The sequence below is a fragment of the Nocardia amikacinitolerans NBRC 108937 genome (assembly GCF_001612615.1).
Classification (GTDB): Bacteria; Actinomycetota; Actinomycetes; order Mycobacteriales; family Mycobacteriaceae; genus Nocardia; species Nocardia amikacinitolerans.
Map to the genome: position 1 here is coordinate 155,571 of NZ_BDAU01000014.1, position 19,444 is coordinate 175,014.

Below are 19,444 nucleotides of genomic sequence, written 5' to 3' on the forward strand. Positions count from 1 at the left end.
ATCCACTTGCCGTCGCGCACGGCCGGAATCCATTGCGTCACACCGGCCATGGCCTGAGCGACATGCGGATGCCGGTTCACGAAGTCCACCGACAGCGGCAGTTGGATCGACTGTCCGTGCGCGGTGTCGGCGGGCAGCCACTGGGTGGTGCGCAGGATGGTCTGGCCGATCCACGGACGGTTCTGGATGAAGTTCTTCGCCCACGGATGGGTCGGAATCCGTTGGAGGATGCCGATGATCAGGATGCGGGCGTGGAACAGGTTGAGGCCGACATCCGAACTCCACGCGTTCACGCCCTCGGGGACGTTGTAGATCGTCGGTGAGAACGGCGGATTCTGCGGGAACAGGAACCCTGGAACCTCACCGGCCTCGAACTCGTGCAGCCCGGCCATGATCTTGTCGAAGGTCGGCACCATCGACACCTTGAACAGGAACGGCGGCTGCGGGTCGGTCCACTTCTCCTTCTCCCACTTACGCGGGTGCTTGGCCGGATCCCAGGAACCGGCACGCGCGGTGAGTTCGGCGTCGGTGGACGGCAAGGCCACCGACTGCTGGTAGGCGCCGTCGGCGTCGACTTCGATCCGACGGAACCGCACGTTCACCGGGATGACCGACGAATTCGCCATGCTCAGTCGCAGATTCAGGTCGGTCTGCGGCGGCAGCGCCGCGTGCAGGGCTTGGCGGTAGCTGTTGACATCGGTGTCGGTGCCGACGACAACCGTCTCGGTGTCGATCGCCGTCGGGCTGAGCGACGGCCGGACACCGACGCGCTCGGAGACCGGCAGCATCCCGAGGTCGTTCAGCGCGTCGAGCGCGGCCCGCCGCTCGGCGATCCGCTTGTCGAGGTATTCGGTGAGCTGGTTCTGTTCGGCTTCCAGCTGCCGGATCTGGTCGATCAGTGCGCGCAGCTGCTGGACCTGCTGGGCGCCCGGCTCCAGCGGACCCTGGTAGTCAGGGTTCAGCTGGTTGTCGTCGACGATCTGGAAGACCTCGGCCAGGGCGTTGCGCGACCTGGTGCCCGCCAGGATCTCCTGGGTGAGCGCGGCGCGCAGCTCGATCAGCGGACCCGGTGGGGTCTTCTCGTGCAGCACCGTCTGCGTGGCTTCCAGCTGCGCGAGCGCGTGCACCGCGTCCCGCAGTTTCAGCCGCAGCACGGCCAGATCGGCCTGCTTGGCGCGCGAAGATGCCCGGGTGTCGACAGGTTCCGCTTCCAGATCGCGGATGGCCTGCCGCAGCGTCCGCACCGCGGTCTGGCCGCGGGCGATCTGCTGATCGAGAGTGCGGTCGAGCTGCTGGGCGTGGTCGACCCGATCGCGGAGCTCGAACGCCGCGGTGAGGTTGTCGACCAGCTCCAGATCCCTACGGAACTGGGCACTTTCGGTCTCGCCGCCCAGTTCGCCGTCCAGCTGCGCCTGCAAGGCGGCGACCTGCGTCCCCAGCTCCGCGAGCCGCGCCCGCGTCTGCGCCTCGGTCTGGTTCAGCGCGTCCTCGTGCGCCCGCACCGCGGCGACGCGGGCCGCTTCGGCCTCCGCCTTGGCGAGTTCCGCTGTCTCGGTGAACTGTTCGGCTTGCGTCGACAGAACCTGCGCGTCCCCGGGACGACCAGCCTCGATCGCCTCCAGCGACTGCGCTACCAAGCGCATGGATTCCGCGCGCGCCGCGGTCTCGCGGGCCAGGGCGTCGGACATCTCGGCGCGCAACGCGGCGATCCGCGCGGGCGGCGGCGCGTGCGCGGGCGGTTGCCGGTGCGCGGGGACCGGCGAGTTCTGGTCCGGCGTCTGGCCGATTCGCAGCTCGGCGTCGGGCTGCGCGGCAGTGCGATCGCCGACGTTCTCGACGACTTCGCCCTCGTGCCAGACCACCGCCCAGGTGCTGCCGGTTTCCTCAGGCGTGCCATGGGTCAGGTCCAGCAGCGTGACGGTGTCACCAGCCCGAGTGGTGAACCAGGCAACGCCGTGATCGTCGGTGCGCTGGTAGGTGACCGGGACGCCGTCCACCTCGAAGTTGTTCTCGCCCAAATACTTCACCGTGTAGGAGTGCGCGCCCACGCCGTGGCGATCCTCGGTCGTGCGCTGATCGAGCACCCAGGCGATCGACCCGGGCCCGGCGCGATGCATCAGACCGTCGATCAGGTTGGCGTGCGCCGACATGCCGGGGTGATCGAAGCCCTCGGCCACGGCGCCGTGCAAGCTCGCCTGCGCATCGGACCACGAGGTGCCCGACAGGTTGTCGGGATCCAGGGCGGGCACGGTGACGACGTTCGGCCGCTCCGGCGTGTTCTGGTCGTCGGCCACCCGCGTCATCGAATCCACGAAGCAGGTGTTGATGCCGGTGTTGTACTCGCTGAGCGCCGGGTTCACGAGTACCCGCAGCGCGGGGTAGTCCCGGCCGAGCAGCGGCAGCAGGAAACCACCGAGGCGCATGGCGATATTGGAGCCCGAGCTGTGGCCCTTCGTCGGAATCTCGCGCTCGTCGAAGGACTGCTGGAGCTGTTCGATCGGTTCGACAGCCTGGCCGTCCGGCTTGATCCCGACGAAGCCGGGGCACACGCCGTTGCGGGTGTCGCGGCGAATCTCCATGGTTTCGCCGGTGATTCGCACCTTGGTGATCTTCTGGTTCGGGATGTCGAACTCGATGGCGAACTGCGGTGGGTTCCGCGGCGCGGTGAACTTGCCCAGAGTGCTGAAGGTGACACCGGCCATCACGCTGAACTGGCTGGTGAACTGGAACAAGGCGTGCTGAATGCTCGCCCACGACCAGCCCGCGATCACGTCCGCGTGCTCGGACAGACTCGTCAGGAACCCGCGCAACACCAGCGCGATGCTCTCCATGTTGGTCGCCGCGCTGAGCACCGTCTTGTCGCCCTGCGCGTTGTACACACCGACCGAATGCGCGGGCAGATCCAGCTCTTCGCGCCGATTCGGCGGGATCGCCTCCAGCAGCGGTTTGCGGTCGGCGGACCGTTCCTCCTTGATCGCGGCGAGCTCCGCCCACACCGGATCGGACATCAGCGGCCAGGTCGCGGTCAGATGCTCGACCGCGGCCTGCATGAACGCGTGCATTCCGGAATCGCGCGGGTAGCCGTCCTGGCCGACCATCACGTAGTCGTCGCGCAGGGTGGAGGCGTAGTAGTCCGGCTCGGTGGCCGTGTAGTCGCCACGCACCGCGACGGCGATTCGCTCCGGATGCGCCATCATCTGCTGCAACGCGGTCTGGGTCAGCTTGTATTGCAGCACACCGGAGGCGATCGACCGCTCCAGCGAATACCGCAGGTACGCGAGCTCTTGCGGTGGGAAGACGTCCCGGATGAGTCGCTGCGGCCCGTTCACCTTCTCCGGCGCGTTCGACACCAGGAACCGCTCGCCGATCTCGGCGATGATCTCCCGCGCCCGGCTCGGATCCGCCAGCACCGCCGACTGTCCCTCGACCATCAGCTCACGGATCACCGACACCGCGGTACGTGGCATCTCCGAGGACAGAATCCACCCCTCCGGTGGCGCCTGCCGCTCGGGTTCAGCCGGAGCCTCGTCGTTGTCCTGCGCGGTGTCGGACTGCTCCGTGTCCCGCGAATCACCGGCTCGGTCGGCCGGATTCGAGCCGATGTAGGCGTTGTCGCCGGGGCGTGGGGCGTTCACGTCGCCGGTGTCGAGGACGATCGCCTGCTTGTTCCGGTAGGCGGTGGCCCACAGGGCGACCGTGCCCTCGCGAGTGCCGCCCGCGAGATCGGCAAGAGAGACCTGCTGGGGCCTGCCGCTGGGCAGGGCCGTCGCCGGGGCGTCGAAGTATTCGCGGCCGTTCTCGACCCGGTTCAGCGTGACCCGCTCGCCGTTGAGTTCGAAGACGTGCCTGCCGTTTTCCTCGCCGACGTAGTGCAGCGACATGGCGTGGCCGATGGCGCCGTGCCGGTCCGGGGTGCCGCGCTGTTCGATGACGAAGGCGGTGGTGCCGGGGCCCGCGTCGATCAGGCCCTGAACCAGGCGGGCGTGGCCGCTGACCTGGGCGGTGGTGGCGAAACCCTGGAGCGGCGCGCCGTTGAGCGCCGGGACCAGGTCACCGAACCGCACACCGGCCAGCGTCGAGGGCGCAAGCAGATCCGCATCGGTGACGACACCGCCCTGAGCGGCGTTGACGTGCTCGCCCGCCAGCTGCACGCAGTTGTTGTCGTGCTCGTCGAGCAGGTAGCGCTGCGGGCCGAGGGTGCCGTCGCCGTCGGAGACGATCCTCACCTCGAGCACGCCGAGGCCGGGTTCGCCGATCACCCGCGCCGAAACGTGCACGCCGCCGCGGGCGATGCCGTGATCACCGTGGTGGGACTGCGTCGCAAGGGCGACGAGATCGGTCACCTCGTCCAGTGCCGTCTCGACCTTCGCGGCGGGCCAACCGGACATGATGGCGGCCAACTGATCTCGGATATGGCCGAGCCCCTGCACGCCGTAGTACAGCGTGCTGCCGAACCGGCGGGTGCGCGCCGGATCGTTGGCCATCGGGTCGATCTCGGAGGTGAACCCGAGCGGTGTCGGGCGCGCACCGGTCAGGCGTTGCCAGAGGGTGCGCTTGCGCGGGTGCCTCGGGCGCTGATCCCAGTCGTAGCCAGCGGCTTTCGCCGCCGCCGTCGCCTGCTGCACGGTGGCGCCGGGGTTTTGCGCGAGGAACTCGATCGAGGCGAGCGCGGCCTCGATCCCGACGATGTCCTCGCGCACCGCCTGGTTGGACAGCAACCGCTGCCACATGGCGGCGATGTCGTTGTTCTGCGGGATCTCGGTGTTGCGCAACAGGTAGTCGCGCACCTGGCGCAGCGTCTCGATGACGTCGTCGCGGGAACGCGGGTTGCCCGCATGGTCTTTGAGCCACGTCGAGCCGTCGCCGTGCTTCGGCATGGTCGAACCGTCGGGGTCGCGCACCCAGGCATTGCCCTTGCCGCGCACCCAGCGCTTCGGGTCGCCGCCGGAGTAACGATCCGGATCAGCGAGGGCGTGGTCGGCGATCCGCGCCAAGTTGCTGTCGGCCTCGAAGACCCGGTTGTGCTCGAATCCCTCGTAGGCGGCCTCGGTCCGTTCCCTGAGCTCGGCCCGCTCGGCTTCGTTGTCGGCCCAGCGCTGCCGCAGCGCCTCTGGAATCTCGACGCTCTCGCCGGTGTAGGGCAGCGCGTGCGAGCCATCGAGGCGCGCCTGCTCCGAATTTCGTTGCGGCGTGGCGAGTTCCGGGTTGGACAGCGGCTGCGGATCGGGCTGGCTGGTGTCCAGCCAACCGTAGGTGCGAGTGCCGCGCACCATCGGAACCAGCTGGATCCAACGACCGTCGCGCACCGCCGGAATCCATTGCGCCACATCGGCCATGGCCCAGGCCAACGCCGGATGCCGCTTGGCGAAGTCGGCCGAGAGCGGCAGTTCGATCGACTTGCCGTGCGCGGTGTTCGCGGGCAGCCACCGGGTTGCCGACAGGACGAACTTGCCGATCCATGGCCGGTTTTGGATGAGATTCTTCGTCCACGGATGGCCCGGAATCCGGTCCAGGACGCCCAGCGCGAGGATGCGCAGGTGGAACAGGTTGAGGCCGACGTCCGAGGTCCATGCGTTCACGCCCTCGGGCACGGCGTAGATCGTCTTCGAGAACGGCAAGGTCTGTGGGAACAGGAACGCCGGAACCTCACCCGGCTCGAACTCGTGCAACCCCGCCATGATCTTGTCGAAGGTCGGCACCATCGACACCTTGAACAAGAACGGCGGCTGCGGCTCGGTCCACTTCTCCTTCTCCCACTTACGCGGGTGCTTGCGCGGCTCCCAGGCGCCCGCGCGCTGGGTCAGCTCGGCATCGGTGGACGGCAGATCGACGGTGCTCGCGTAGTGGCCGTGCGCGTCGCGCTCTACCCGAGTGAACCGCACGGTCAGCGGCGTGGTGTCCGACTTCGCCATGCCAAGCAGCAGATTCAGATCGGTTCGCGCCGACAGTGTCGCTTGCAGCGCCTGCCGGTAGCCGTTGACGTCGGTGTCGGCGCCGACGACCACGATCTCGCTGTCCCCGAACAGTCCGGTGGGCTGCGCGGCGGGCCGCACGCCGACCCGCTCCGAGATCGGCAGCAGGCCGAGGTCGTTCATCGCGTCCAGCGCGGCGGGCCGCACGCCGACCCGCTCCGAGATCGGCAGCAGGCCGAGGTCGTTCATCGCGTCCAGCGCGGCCTGCCGCTCGGCGAGCTTGCTCCGTTGCGTCTCCGCGTCGGCGAGCTGCTTGGCGACCTCGCGCAACTGCTGCACGAGCTCGGCCCCGGGTTCCCGCGGTCCCGGGTACCGCGGGTTCAGGTGGTCGATATCGCTGATCTGGAAGACCTGGGCGAGCGCGGCCCGCGCGTTGGTCGCGGAGATGATCTCCGTGGTCAGGCCGGACTTCAGCAGGGTCAGATCGCCCGGCGGCAGCTTTTGCCGCAGCAGTTCCAGCGCACTCTCCACCTCGCTGAGCGCGTGTGTCGCCTGCCGCAGTTTCGCGCGGGCGGCGGCCAGATCCTGGTTCCTGGCCTGCTCCGCTTCCGGGGTGTCGACGGTGTCGGCCTCGAGCTGCGCGATACCGGCACGCAGCTTGTGCCGCAACGCTTTACCGCGTTCGATCTGCTCTTCCAGCGTCCGCTGGACCCGCTCGGCGGTCTCGATGCGGTCCCGCAGCTGGAACGCGGCCTCGAGGTTGTCCACGAGGTCGATATCGGAGCGGAATCGCGCGATCTCGGCGTCGCCGCCCAGCTGAGCGGCCAGCTGAGCCTCGAGTGCGTCGATCCGGGCTTGCAGGTCGCTGCCTTGCTGCGTGATCGAGCTCTGCCACACCTCGACCGCCGCGGCGCGCGCGGCCTCGGCCGCACCGGTTCGCGCGACGCGCTGCTCGATCTCGGCGGCCAAGCTACCAGCCAGCTCGCGATCCCCGGCGTTCTGCGCGGCCACGGCCTGCCGCCGCAGGTCCGCGATCTCGGCGCGCAGGTCGGCTTCGCCCGCCACCGCGGCGGCCATCTCGGCGCGCAACCGGGCCACCTCGGTCGCCGGGCTCGGCGGCGCGTTGGCCGGTGGCTGCCGATGCGCGGGCACCGGGGCGTTCGGGTCCGGCGTCTGGCCGATGGCGAGATCGGCGGCGGGTGGTGCGGCGGTGAGGTCGCCGAAGTTCGCCACCTGCCGCCCGGCCTTCCATGCCACGGCCCAGGTGGCTTTTGTCTCGTAGCGGCTACCGCCGGTGAGATCGGCCAGCGAGACCCGGGTGCCGTCCGGGGCGACGAACCATTCCAGGTTGCTGCGCTTGGAGCCGACCTCGTCATAGGTGACGCGGCGGCCGTCGATCTCGAACTGATTGCCGCCCAGGTACTTCACGGTGTAGGAGTGCGCGCCGACACCGTGCGCGTCGGGGGTCCAGCGCTCGTCCAGCACCCAGGCCATGGCGCCGGGGCCGCCCTGGTCGCGCAGCGCCTGGATCAGTTTGGCGTGGCCGCGGGCGTCGCTGTTGTCGAAACCGCCCGGCTGGGCGCCGCGCAGCAGCGGCTGCACGTCCCGCCAGTGGCGGCCGGACAGGTTGTTCGGCAACGGGATCGGGACATCGACGATGTCGCCCTGGTCCGCGAGGACACGGCTGAGCGAATCGGAGACACAGGTGTTGATTGCGGCGGGACCGGCGGGATCGATCTCGCTGGTGTAGTAGGTCACCAGTGCTGTCAGCGCGTCGATCTCGGCAGCGGTCCGGCGCACCTCGGCCCGCAGCCGCTGGTGCAGCGCGGTCAATGTGCCGGAATCGCGGACGAACAGGTCGGCGAACTTCTCGGTCTTGAACTTGCCGAAGGCCGCCTTGTACTGCGCGTCGGTGGTGTTGTAGATGTCGGCGCCGTGCAGCCGCACCCAATCCTGGTCCGGCACCGGCACTCCCGGCACGGCGGTGGGACCGGCCAGTCGCAGCTGCGCGAGCAGCAGATCGACGTCCGCGATGAGCGAGGCCAGGTGCGCGGGGGCGTCGGCCAGGTTGATCGGGGCGATGTCGTCGGCCACCCGCGGATCCCGGGTGAACAGTTCCTGGTCGGCTTCCAGCTTCGTCAGGAGCGCGTCGATCTCCTTGGCCAGCTTGGGTTTGGCGGTCTTCAGCGCCTCCAGTGTCGCCTTCGGGTCGGTCGCCAGGTCGGCTCGGCTGAGCTCCAGCTTGTTCAGTGCGGTGTCGAGCTGGTGGTAGGCGTCGAGGGCGTGCAGGGTGCTCGCGTACTCGACCAGTGCCTCGATCTGAGCGGCGCGCACCTCGTTGTCGAAACGCAGCCGCTCCAGGGTGGCGTCGATCTGGCTCGGAGTCAGATCGACGCGGCCGATCGGCAGGCGGCCGACCAATTCCGTGATGGCGGCCTCGATTTCGCCGCGCGACATTCGGGACATGTCCAGCGCCGGGCCGCTCGGCTCCGCCTGCGCCGGATCGGTGACCGTCTGCCAGGGGCCGCCCTGGTAGCGAACCATCGTGACGGTCAGGTTCCGGCCGTCGAAGTCTTCCGAGATATGCCGCACCGCAGGGGAATCCACCGCCGAGGTGGCGACCCGCCAGGTGCCGCCGACCTCGCGCGGCCACGCGACGCGGTACTCGACCTCGAGGGTGCCCGCGTTGATCAGCTCGACCAGTTCGGAATTCGCCGGGTCGGCGAGTGCCTTCGCCAGTGCCGCGTCGTGATTCATGGCGTTGTCGATGACGACCAACTTCATCGGCGACCCGACAAGCCCGATGCCAGGATGATCGGCCGGATCGATCAGGAAGCCGCCGCTGACTCGAATCCATTCGCTGCCCGCGATATCCGCCATCACCTCGGCGTGCTGGCCGAAATTGTCGTCGGCGTCGAGCACCTGCTCGGCCTGCCGATGGAACGCGGTGACCGCGTCCTGGAGGTCGGTGAGCCGGGTCCGCAACTCCGTCAGCACATTCGGGCTCTCGGGGTCGATGCCGAGAATGTGCGCGCGGTGGTGCAGCTCGGTGCGGATGTGGTGGCGGCGCAGGGCTTCCTCGAAGAACCTGCGGCCCGCGGGCGTGTCGCGGTGCGACAGGTCCCACCACTGACGGCCGCCTTGCATGTTGTTGTTGACGCCGGTCCAGCCCATGACGGTCGCGCGACCGTTACTGGCCGCATCGACCTCGCGCCCGTATCGCTCCAGCGGGCTCGGACGGTTGATGACCGCGGCGGGAAGCAGATGCGACAGGTCGATATCGGGCAGGAAGGGGATGTCCGCGTTCTCCGCGTCGTACCGGGCAAGCGCCGCCTCGAACGCCTTGGCCGAAACCGCTTCGCGGGTCAGCAGATATCGCGCCTGCGCTACGGCGGCACGCACCGACTCCGGGCTCAGGTCCGGCAGTTCGATGCCGAGCGGGCCCGCGAGCGCCAGCAGCGCCCGCGCCCGCGCGTCCAGCTCCTGCGCGGCCTGCTGGACCTCCCGACCCCATTCGGCGAGCTCGTCGTGAGCCAACGCCGAAGGATCGTGTTCGGCGTCGGCGGGTACCGGCAGCTCGAGCGATGCGTCGACGCCGGGCGCGGGCGGAGCCGCCGAAAGTGCCGGTGGCACAGCGGGTCCCGCGAGGAAGCGATCGGCGAGTCCGAGACGGCGGAGTTCGGCCTCGCTCTCGCGGATCTTCCGCGGGTCGGCGTCCTCGCGGGCGTAGTCGTAGACATCGCCGGTGCGCGAGACGGGCCCGTGCGATTCCGCGGAAGTGATCTGATTGAGCAGGAAGGCCTTGATCTTCGGCCAGTTGCGCTTGAGGTTGACCACCTCGCGGGCGGTGAACGCGGGGTTGGCCTCGAAGTTGCCCCAGAAGTCGCTGTCGGCCAGTTGGCCGAAATTCTGCACCGTGAACGACTGGCCGAGCGGCACGATCTCCGACGGCGGATGCTGCGGGTTGACCACACCCTGCCGGTCCCGCAGGGTCTGGAGCACACCAGGATCGGCCCCTGCGGCCTTGGCGATCGCGGCGGTGCGCACCTCCGGTGCGGGCAGGCGGGTGGCCGGTTCGACCCGCCAGCCGCCGGAACCGTCCGGTGTCAGCCGAACCGGGATTCGTTCGCCGCCGACCTCCAGGTCGATCCGCACCGGGCCGCCCGGTGTCCGGCCCGCTCGCAGCACCTGGGTGACATCGGCCAGATCCGCGACCGCCGTGGCGCGGGCCAGCGTTTCCGACCGCAGCCGCTCCAGGGTCTCTGTCAGGTTCGCAGGCGCCAGGCCGTTGTTCGGTATCGCGAGCAGGTCGGCCCAGACCTCGACGATCTTGCCGATCTCGGTCCGCTGGTCCGGGTCGAGCGCGAGGTCGCGTCGGCCCATGGCGGTGGCCAGTGCTTCGATCGCGCCCGCGCGCAACAGGATTCGATAGCGCTCCTGCGCGATGGTGCTCGCGAGATTCGCCGGATCGCGCTGCTGGGTCGTGAGATTCAGCTGGTCCGCGAGCGACTGCTGAGCCTGCGCCATGGTGAGCGGGCGCGGCGGGTCGGAGGGATCGGGCGGCGAGACCAGCGGGCCCGCGACGGCATCCGGGTTGGTGAGCGGAATCGGCGGCGCGGGCTGGGTTTCCGGCGGCTGCCCGATCGACCGCTGGAACGCCTCGGCCGCGTCGCGCTGGGCGAGGAACTCGGCATCGGACGGGTCGGACGGGTAGCGCCAGTAGTGCTCGCCGGGGAACTGCTCGTCCGCCGTGAGGGTGTCGAAGTTCGTCGGGAACAGCATGTGCTGGTCGGCAAGGCCGTCCGGCGAAGCGTCCAGGAAGCGCCGAGCCAGCGCCATCTGTGCCATGTCCTGAAGGGCGGACTGCGGATCCGGTAGTACACCGAGCGTTTCCGCGAGTCCGAGGCGTCCGGCGAGGTCTCGCGCGTAGGCCAGGTGCGCAGCGGAAGGCTCGGCCCCGGACTCCGGTTCCGTACGCAGGCTCGGTGTTTCGCCGAAGAACCTGGCCGCCTGATGGACCGGGTCCTCGGGCCGCCGCGGCGCGGGCGGATCCTGGCCGAAGCGCAGCTCGGCCTCCGGCATCGGCCCCTCGTCGCCGAGGCCGGGGACGTGCGCGTCGTTCTGGAAGATGCTCGCCCAAGTGGCGGCGGTCTCCGCCGGTGTGCCACCGGTCAATTCGGCCAGCGACAGCGGATCGGTGCCGCCATCGGGTCCGAGGTCGAACAGCTGTTCCTGGCCGTTGGCATCGATATCCGCAAGCAGAACCCGCCGGCCGTCCACGTCGAAGACGTCGCGGCCCAGGTAGGTCACGGTGTAGACGTGGCCGCCGACGCCGTAGTCGTCGACGGTGGTCCGCTGGTCGATCACCACCGCCGAGGCGCCCGGGCCCTGCGCACGCAAGGTGGTCAGCAGGCGGGCATGCGCGCCGCCCTCCTCCCCCGGCAGGAACGGCTCGGGCTGTGCGGCGCGGAAGTGGTCCGACAGATCGGCCCACGGCACACCGCCGATCCGGCCGGGGTCGACGGCGAACCCGCCGAGCACGTTCGGGTGCCGCACGGCAAGCTGATCGAAAGCCCTTGGTACACAGTGGTTGATCGGTGTTCCGCCGGTGGGCAGACGGTAGTACGTCTCGGCCAGCGCGGCCAGGGCGGCGAGATCGGTGGCGTCCCGGCGCACATCGGCCCGCAACTCCGCCAGCGCCTCGGCGATCTGCTCCGGCGTGCGCAGCGCGGCCGCGTCGAGCCTGCCCGCACGGAAGTTCTTGTAGATCGACTCCAGCTCGGCCGGGGTCGCGGTATCCAGATCGACGCCGAGCAGGTGCATCCAGTCGGCGTCCGGGTCCGGGATGCCGGGTACCTCGCCGGGCAGCGTCTGGCCGTGCCTGGCCAGCGCAAGGAAGTCCGCGAGATCGTCGACGAGCAATCCCACCTGGTCGTGGGTGCCGTGCCGCATCGGCAGGCCGCCGGGCCGCAGCCGATCTCGCGCGTCGTAGAGGTTCGGATCGAAATCGACCAGGTCGGGGTCCCGGCTCAGCAGCTTGGCCAGCGCGTCGAGCTTCGCCGCCCGTTCGGGATGCCGCTGCTTCAGCTCCTCGATCGCGTCGAGCGGGCGCCCGCGCAGCTCGGACCGGTTCACCCTGGCTTCGTGCAGCGCGCGCTCGAAGGCGTTGAAGCGGGCCACATCCGCGTGCAACCGGGCCAGATCGGCCATGGCCTCGATCCGCACCGCGCGCAGCCGGTTCGCGGCGCGCGCCGCGTCGAGGGTGTCCTCGACTCGGTCCGGGGCCAGATCGGCCAGCTGCACGCCCTGCCGGGCCGCCGCGTCCTCGACGCGGGCCACCAGCTCCGCGGTCGACAGCGTGGCGGGGTCGGGCACCGGAATTTCGTTGTCCGGCAGCGTGAGCGCGCTTTGGCCGGGGACGACGCGCCACGGGCTTTCGTCGTTGTCGCGGACCATGGTGAGCTCGAGCCCGAGACCGTCAACGGCGCCGGAGAAATGCCTGACCTGCGGCGCGTCCACCTCGGCCACATGGATGACACCGGTGCGGTCCGCCCAGGCGACCCGGTACTCGAGCTCCAGCTCGCCCTGGGTCAGCATCTGCGCGATATCGGTATTGCGCGGGTCGGCGAGCGCGTTGGCCAGCTGCTGGTCGTGATCGCCGCCGTCGTTGATCACCACCAGGCGCTGCGGATCGCCGTCCAACAGGCCGATACCCGGCGCATTGTCCGGATCGAGCAGGTCGCCGCCCTGATCGAGCAACCACCGGTGCCCCGCGGCGGCCGACATCTCCTCGGCGATCCTGGCGAACTCGGTGTCGGCATCGGTGTAGGCGGCCGCGAGTTGCGCGAATCGCGTTGCCTCTCGCGCCAATTCGGCGGCGCGATCGTGCAGCGCGGTCAGCGCGCGTGCGACATCGGCCGGGCTGTGCTTTGCCGGATCGACATCGAGCAGGTTGGCCCAGGTGCCCAGTTCGGCGCGCACTTGTTCGCGCTGCATCGCCTCCCGGAAAGCCTCGCGGGCCTCCGCGCTCGGGTTGCCCTCCGGATCCCACCAGAGCTTCAGCCGCGTCGGATTGTTGTTGACGCCACTGGCTTCGGAGTCCGCACCGGGCAGACCGGCCGCACGGGACTGCTCGCGCATATAGCGCTCGAGCGGATCGGGGCGCGTGTCGTTGGTCGGCAGATAGCGCAGGCGCTCGTTCTCGTTGTGGAACCGCGTGGCCGCCTGCGCGTACGCGGCGGCCGCCGCGGCCTGCCGCATCGCGCGGTAGTTCGCCTCGCCGACCGCGGCGCGGACCGCATCGGGGCTGAGGTCGGTCAGCGACAGCGACAGCGCGTCCGCGCCCTCGTAGAGCGCGATACCGGCGGCATTGCGGGCGGCGATGACGTCGCCGAGTTCCGCGCCTCGGCGAGCCAGATCCGGATCGGGCGCCGGGCCTTGCGGTTCCGCGTCCGGAACCGGCGGCACCACGTCCGCATCGATACCGGCGCGCTGGTCGGGCGCGACCGGATCCGCCGCCCGCGGAGCACCGATCCGGGGACTGGCCGAGTAGTTGCCGGTGATCAGGGCCCAGAAGGCCTCGCGGCCCTTCCACAGCTTCGACGCCTGCAACGCGAAGAACGCCGGATCCCAGTTGAATCCGCTGACTTCGGCCGCCGCGTCGCCGGACAGCAACTCGATCTCCGCGCCGAACGCGTTGTAGAGATCGCTGTTGTTCTCCGAACCGAGCGCGTACTGGATCGGCCTGCCGGTGCCGTGGCTGCCGAGGTGGGTGCGCAGGAACTTCATCGCCCGCTTCCACCGGGTCTGCGGTTGCGCAGTGGGATCGCTCGACGAGTCCGGCTCCGGCACCGGCGGCGGCGCAAGCGGCTCGGCGGGCCGCACCCGCCATCCGCCGGAACCGTCCGCGGTCAGCAGCACCGGCACCCGCTGACCGTCCACCACCACCGTGTACCTGCGGGTCTCGCCCTCGGCCACCTGGGTGGCCCGGCCCTTGACCGCGTGCACCTCCTGGGCGACATCGGCCAGATCGTTCAGTGCGACGGCACGGGCGAGCACGTTGTCGCGCAGCCGCTCCAGCGTCGTGTCGACCTGCCCCTCAGCCAGGTCGCTTTCCGAGAGCTGGAGCAGATTCGCCCACTGGTCGACGATCTTGGTGAGATCCGCCCGCTGGTTCGGGTCTACGGCGGCATCCAGCCGGGCCTTGGCGTACGCGAGCGACTCGACAGCGCCCGCCAGCAACATCGTCCGATACCGCTGTTCCGCAATGGTTTCCGCGAGATTCGCCCGGGTCACCTGATCGGCGTTCATGCCGAGCTGACGCAGCAGCTGCGCCTGCGCCGACTCCGGCGCGAGCGGATGCGGGGCCCGGGAATCTGGCCGGGCGGGCGCGGGCCCCAGCGCGGGTGCGATCGCGTCCGGCACCGCGATCGGCATGGTGGGAGCCGGGGTGGCGGGATCGACAACCGGCAGGGCGTGGGCTTCGTCGCGCTGCGCGGCGAAATTCGGGTCGCTCGGATCCGGCGAGTAGTTCCAGTACCGCTCGCCCAGATGCTGCTCATCGATGCTCAAAGGAGCGAAATCGGCCGAGCCCATGAGCTCGTTCATGCGTCCCGTCACCGGGGTCGGGTCGAGGAATCCACGCGCCCAAGCCATTTGAGCCAGATCCGCGAGAATCCGGCGCGCGTCCGCGAAGCCCGACAGCGAGTCGCCGAGGCCGAGTGCCTGCGAGAGGCGGGTCAGGCGGTCGCGGTCGGCGTCGGTCAGCGGGGGCAGGTTGCCGGTGGGCGCCGGGCTGGTCGCGCGGGCCGGGACGGTCTGCGGATCGGGCGCCGGTTCGGAGGTCTGCTGCGCCTCGGGGTCGGGCTGCGAATCCGGGTCGGGCGTTTGCCGCGCCTCGGAATCAGGCTGCGCGCCTGGATCCGGAGCCTGCTGCGCGTTCGGATCGGGCTGTGCACCCGGGTCCGGGGTCTGCTGCGAATCCGGCTCCGGCGCGGGCTGGTTGGCGGCGCTCTCTTCGTCGCGCCTACGCTGCTCCTCCTGCTGGCGCTGTTCGTCCAGGAAGCGCCGGAGGTCGCGCATCGGATCCCGGCGACCCTGCCCATCGCCGACCCGCGGCAGGTTCCGATCGTCGTCGTCATGGTCCTGGGTGGCGGCACCCAACGCGAGCGGGCGCACCACCAGCGGGCGCACGGAGTCGCCGTTCGCGTCGTAGACCATGACCCAGGTCTTCTTCGCGTCCGGCAGACTGTCGGGGTCGAACTCGACCGGACCGTCCGGATGCTTGTACGGGTCGTCGACCATGATCTTGCCGGTCTCGGCGTCGTAGTACATGACGTACGCGTGCGCCCCGACACCGTGCTCATCGACCGTGTGGTTCTGGTCGATGACGATGGCCGTCGCCTTGCCCTTCATGAAGCCGAGCGCCTCGGCGATCGCCTTGTGCGGCGACTTGCGCTTGCCGACCTTGACCTCGGTCACCTGGGAATCGGCGTGCTCTTCGAGCCGGCGCATGGACACACCGTCCAAGCCGACGTCGGTCAGCACGGTGATGTCCGGGTTACCGGTACGCTGGCGCGCCCCGTACAGCGCCTGCTCGGAGCACCCGTTCTTGCGCGGCGGGGGCCGATCGGTGTCCAGGAACGACTCGTTGTCGGGCGCTTGGAATTCGGTGCTGCCCGCGGCGATGTTCTCCAGCCGGTACATGCGGTCGACCGGCACGCCGTTGTTCGGCGGCTTCGGACCGTCCGGGGCGTCGAACTGGCGGAACAGGCCGGTGGCGCGATCCTGGATGTGCACTCGAACGTCGTCGCCGAAGTGCTTCTTCCTGATCATCGGATCGTCTGCTTGGCCGGAGAAGCCGATGAGCACGACGTCGTCGACCAAACGCGCCAAACGCCCCTTGTGGCCGGACGATTCGACGACGTCGACGCCGTAGCCGCGCGCGATGATCTTGTTCGAGACCGCGATCTCGGGTTGCCCCTGCGCCACCCGCCCTTCGTTGAGGGCTGCACGCGTCGCGCTGAAGGCGGCCAGATCCTGGGCGAGCAGCTTGCCACCCTGGCGGGCATGCCAGGTGGTCATGGACTGGGCCTTGTTCGGCGTGCCATAACCGACCCACGCGATCGATGCCGCCGACTCGCCGGGGCTCAGTCGACCGGCGGTCGCCCGGTACTGGGCGGCCATCTCGTTCACGGTGCCGCCGATGTTGGCCAGCGACGCGTCACGGCCGGGGACGTGCCAGGACAACAGGGTCGCGGTGTCGACGTCGCCCATGGCGATGGCCGCCCGGCCGCTGCCGTTGAACGCGGTGGAGTCGAAGGCCATGACGTAGACCGGCGTATTCGGCGCGACGGTTCGGGCCACCGCCTGCGCCGTCGCGATCGCCTCTCGGGTGCGCAGCAGGTTGACCAGCTGCGTGTGCGAGGCGGAGTCCAGTTTGCTCTGCCGAATCAGGCTGTCGAGCTCGTTCTGGACGCGTTTGACAGTCTTCGCGGCCTCGGTGCGCGCCTGGTCGATCCGCTGTCTGGCTTCGGCCCGTTCTCGCGCGGCCTGACGGCGTGCCGCCGCCCTCTCCGCCCAGCGGCTGTCCGGATCCACCTGGGTACGGGCCCTCGGCTGCTCGGCTTTCGCCTTCGCCAAGGCAGCCGCGGCCTGCTCTTGCTCGGCGAGCAGACTCGCCAACCGCGCCTGTTGGGTTTCGGTCAACCCGCTGCGGGCGATCAGATCCTGCGTCTCCCGGACGATCCGTATCCGGTTGGCGATGTCGACATCCGGGGCGGGAATGCCCGGCACATTGTTGCCGAAGCCGGCCGGATGCACCCGGAGCAGGACGAGCTGCTGCTCCGGCGTGATCGAGTTCCACCGCTCGGAGTTCTTGCGCGCCAACGCATCCGCCTCGGCACGGGTGGCCTTGGGGTCGAGCTGGAAATCGGCGGGCTTCGGCTTGCCCGGCATGCTGTCGAGGATGTCGGCGGCCTGCTGCTTCTCCGCGTCGGTCGCTGGGCTGGCGTCGGGCACCCGGCGCGGGCGAGCGTTCTCGTCGGTGTCGGGGTTCGGATCGGACGAATCGTCCGGCTGGTTCTGGGTTTCCGGGTCGGTATCGGTGTCGGTGTCGGGGTCCGTGCTGGTGTTCGGATCGGTGCTGGGGCGTGCCGGAGCCGGGGCCGCAGGGGTGGGCGGCGGAGGCGGTAGAACCAGCGCGGAATCCTCGTCGACATCCGGGCGTGCCGCCGGATCGTCGTCGCTCTCCGGACGCGCGGGCGCATCCTCGTCGGTGTCGTCCTGTGTCGCAGCGTCCTCGTCGCTGTCCGGCTGCACCGCCGGGTCTTGATCGCTCTCGGGACGCGCGGGCGCGTCCTCGTCGGCGTCGTTTTGTGTCGTCGGATCCAGGGTGCTGTCGGTCCGCGCCTGGACCTGCGGGTCGCTCTCCGGTGCGACCTGCACCTGGCTGTCGACGTCGCCGTCCGAGTCTGCAGTGGTGTTTCGTTGCGGCGCTTCGGTATCCGAGATCTGCGTCTGCACCGGACTGGCCGGGGCGGCGCCGGGGGTCGCGGCCTGAGCGGCCGAGCCCGCCCGCGCCGCGGGCGTCGACTGGGCGTCGGTGGTCGGGGCGACGGTGGACGTGCCGTCGTTGAAACCGGCAACGGAGGTGTCTCCGGCGCGCGGCACACCCGGCAGGTTGGGCGTCGACGGCCGCCCGGCGCCCTGCTGGCCGGTGGCGGTGCTCGACTGACCCGCTGTCGGAGACGTGGAGGTGGACCCCGGCGCGGACGACGAACTGCCCGGCGCCGCGCTGGACGCACCCGCGCTCGCGGACGCTCCCGGAGCCGACGTGCTCGCACCCGGCGCCGCCGATCCCGGCGCGGCCGCACCCGGCGCCGTCGTTCCTGCCCCGTTGGTGGCGCCGTTCGACGCGGTGTTCAGGCTGGAGTTGGAATCGCCCGAAATGCCTGCGCCGGCACCGAAAGAGTCGCCCACCGGCGAACCGGTGAGGTTGTCGACCGCGCCGGGATCGGTGACCGGGCTGACCTGCGCGGCCCCAGCACCGGGATCACCCGCACCCGCACCCGGGTCCGAAGCGCCCGATCCAGCACCGGGATCCGACGCCACCGAGTTGGGATTGTCTGCCGCCGAGCTCGAGTCACCCGCCTGCGGAGCCGCACTGCTCTGGCTCCCACCGGAATTCGACGAGTTGCCCTCGCCCGCACCGGCTCCCGAGCTCTGCTGCCCCGTTTGCTGACCCGTCTGCGGAGCGGCGCCGTTCTGCTGTTGGTTGCCGGCACCCGAGTCGGCGGCCCCGGCCTGCGGCGCGTTCGCGCCTTGCCCGACCTGCGGTGCGGAGGTATTGCCCGCACTGGCCGCGTTCGTGCCCGGACTGTTGTTCCCGGCCCCGTTCTGGTTCCCGGCACCATTCTGATTTCCGCTGCCGTTCTGGTTTCCCGCGCTCGAATTGTCGCCGGTGGCAGTTGGATTGGTCGGATCGGTCCCATTGGTCGGCTCCCCCGGCGGCGCGGTACCGTCCGGCGGGGTCACGTTGAAGTTCCCGCCGCCGACGTTGGGCGCACCCAAATACTGACGGTTGCCGCGGAAACTCGACGCGGCGGACGGGATCGCACCGGAAAGGCCGCCACCGACGAACGCGTGCGGAGTGAACTCACCGGTCAGCGCCCATGCGGTGCCCGCGCCGGCGAGACCAGCGCCGATACCGACCAGCCCACCGCCCATGGCGCGGGTCCACCGGTTGTCGCTCGACATCATCCGGTTGAGCGCCGGAACATGGCCCAGGCCATAACCGGCGCCGCCGCCCGCCGCGCCCGCCGCGAACGAGACACCCACGTTCTTCAGGTAGCCGCCCCAGTCGAAGGGCTGCGACTTCAGGCCCTCTGCCTTGAGGATGTTGTGGATAGCGGCTTCCTCGATGGTGGTCTGGACAACCTCGACCAAGCCCTCCTGAATCATCTCGTAGACGACTTTGGCGATGACGGTCCGCGCCGCCTCGGAGAGGAAGCGCTGACCGATGATTCGGGCGATCGCGCTCTCCAGAATCCGGCCGATCACCCCGAAGGCGGCACGGGTGGCCGCGATCGCACCGGCCTGGAGGCCGGGCGCGGCCGGGCCCGCGGCCAGCGACCAGGCCAGCTCTATGACCAGCCAGCCGAGCGCGAAGATCGCGCTCAAATGGTTGGCGTGGACCTCACCGGTGAAGTCGTCGACCGCGGTGGCCAGCTGGTCGAAGGACTCGCCCATCAGCTCGATGGAGCCGTGCTTCGGGTCCTGGCCGTGGATTACGCTCTGAAGCGAATCGAAGATCTTCTCGCCGCCGCTGCCGAGCGGGTAGGACACGCGGACGGATTGGCTTGCGGTATCGGCCTCGGCGATGGCCTGCTCGAGGATCTCCCGACCGACCTCGCGCAGCACATCCGAGATCCCGTCCAGATCATTGGGATCGATGTGGGTGATCTCCGCACCCGCCACCCACCCGACCCAAGCTAGCTCGTCGGGAATATGCCAGTAACCCATCTAAACCGCGC

The 19,444-nt window shown here is 69.8% G+C and carries 1 protein-coding gene (running past one end of the window); it reads right to left on the reverse strand.

Going from position 1 to position 19,444, the window contains the following annotated elements:
• Nucleotides 1-19,433, reverse strand: the 5' end (the start) of a protein-coding gene (locus tag NAM01S_RS14460) for a LuxR C-terminal-related transcriptional regulator (RefSeq protein ID WP_067785118.1). The gene continues 23,755 nt to the left of window position 1, outside the view; the window shows 19,433 of its 43,188 coding nt (coding positions 1-19,433); it begins with the start codon at nt 19,431-19,433; the stop codon falls past the left edge of the window.
• Between the last annotated feature and the right edge of the window lie 11 nt (nt 19,434-19,444).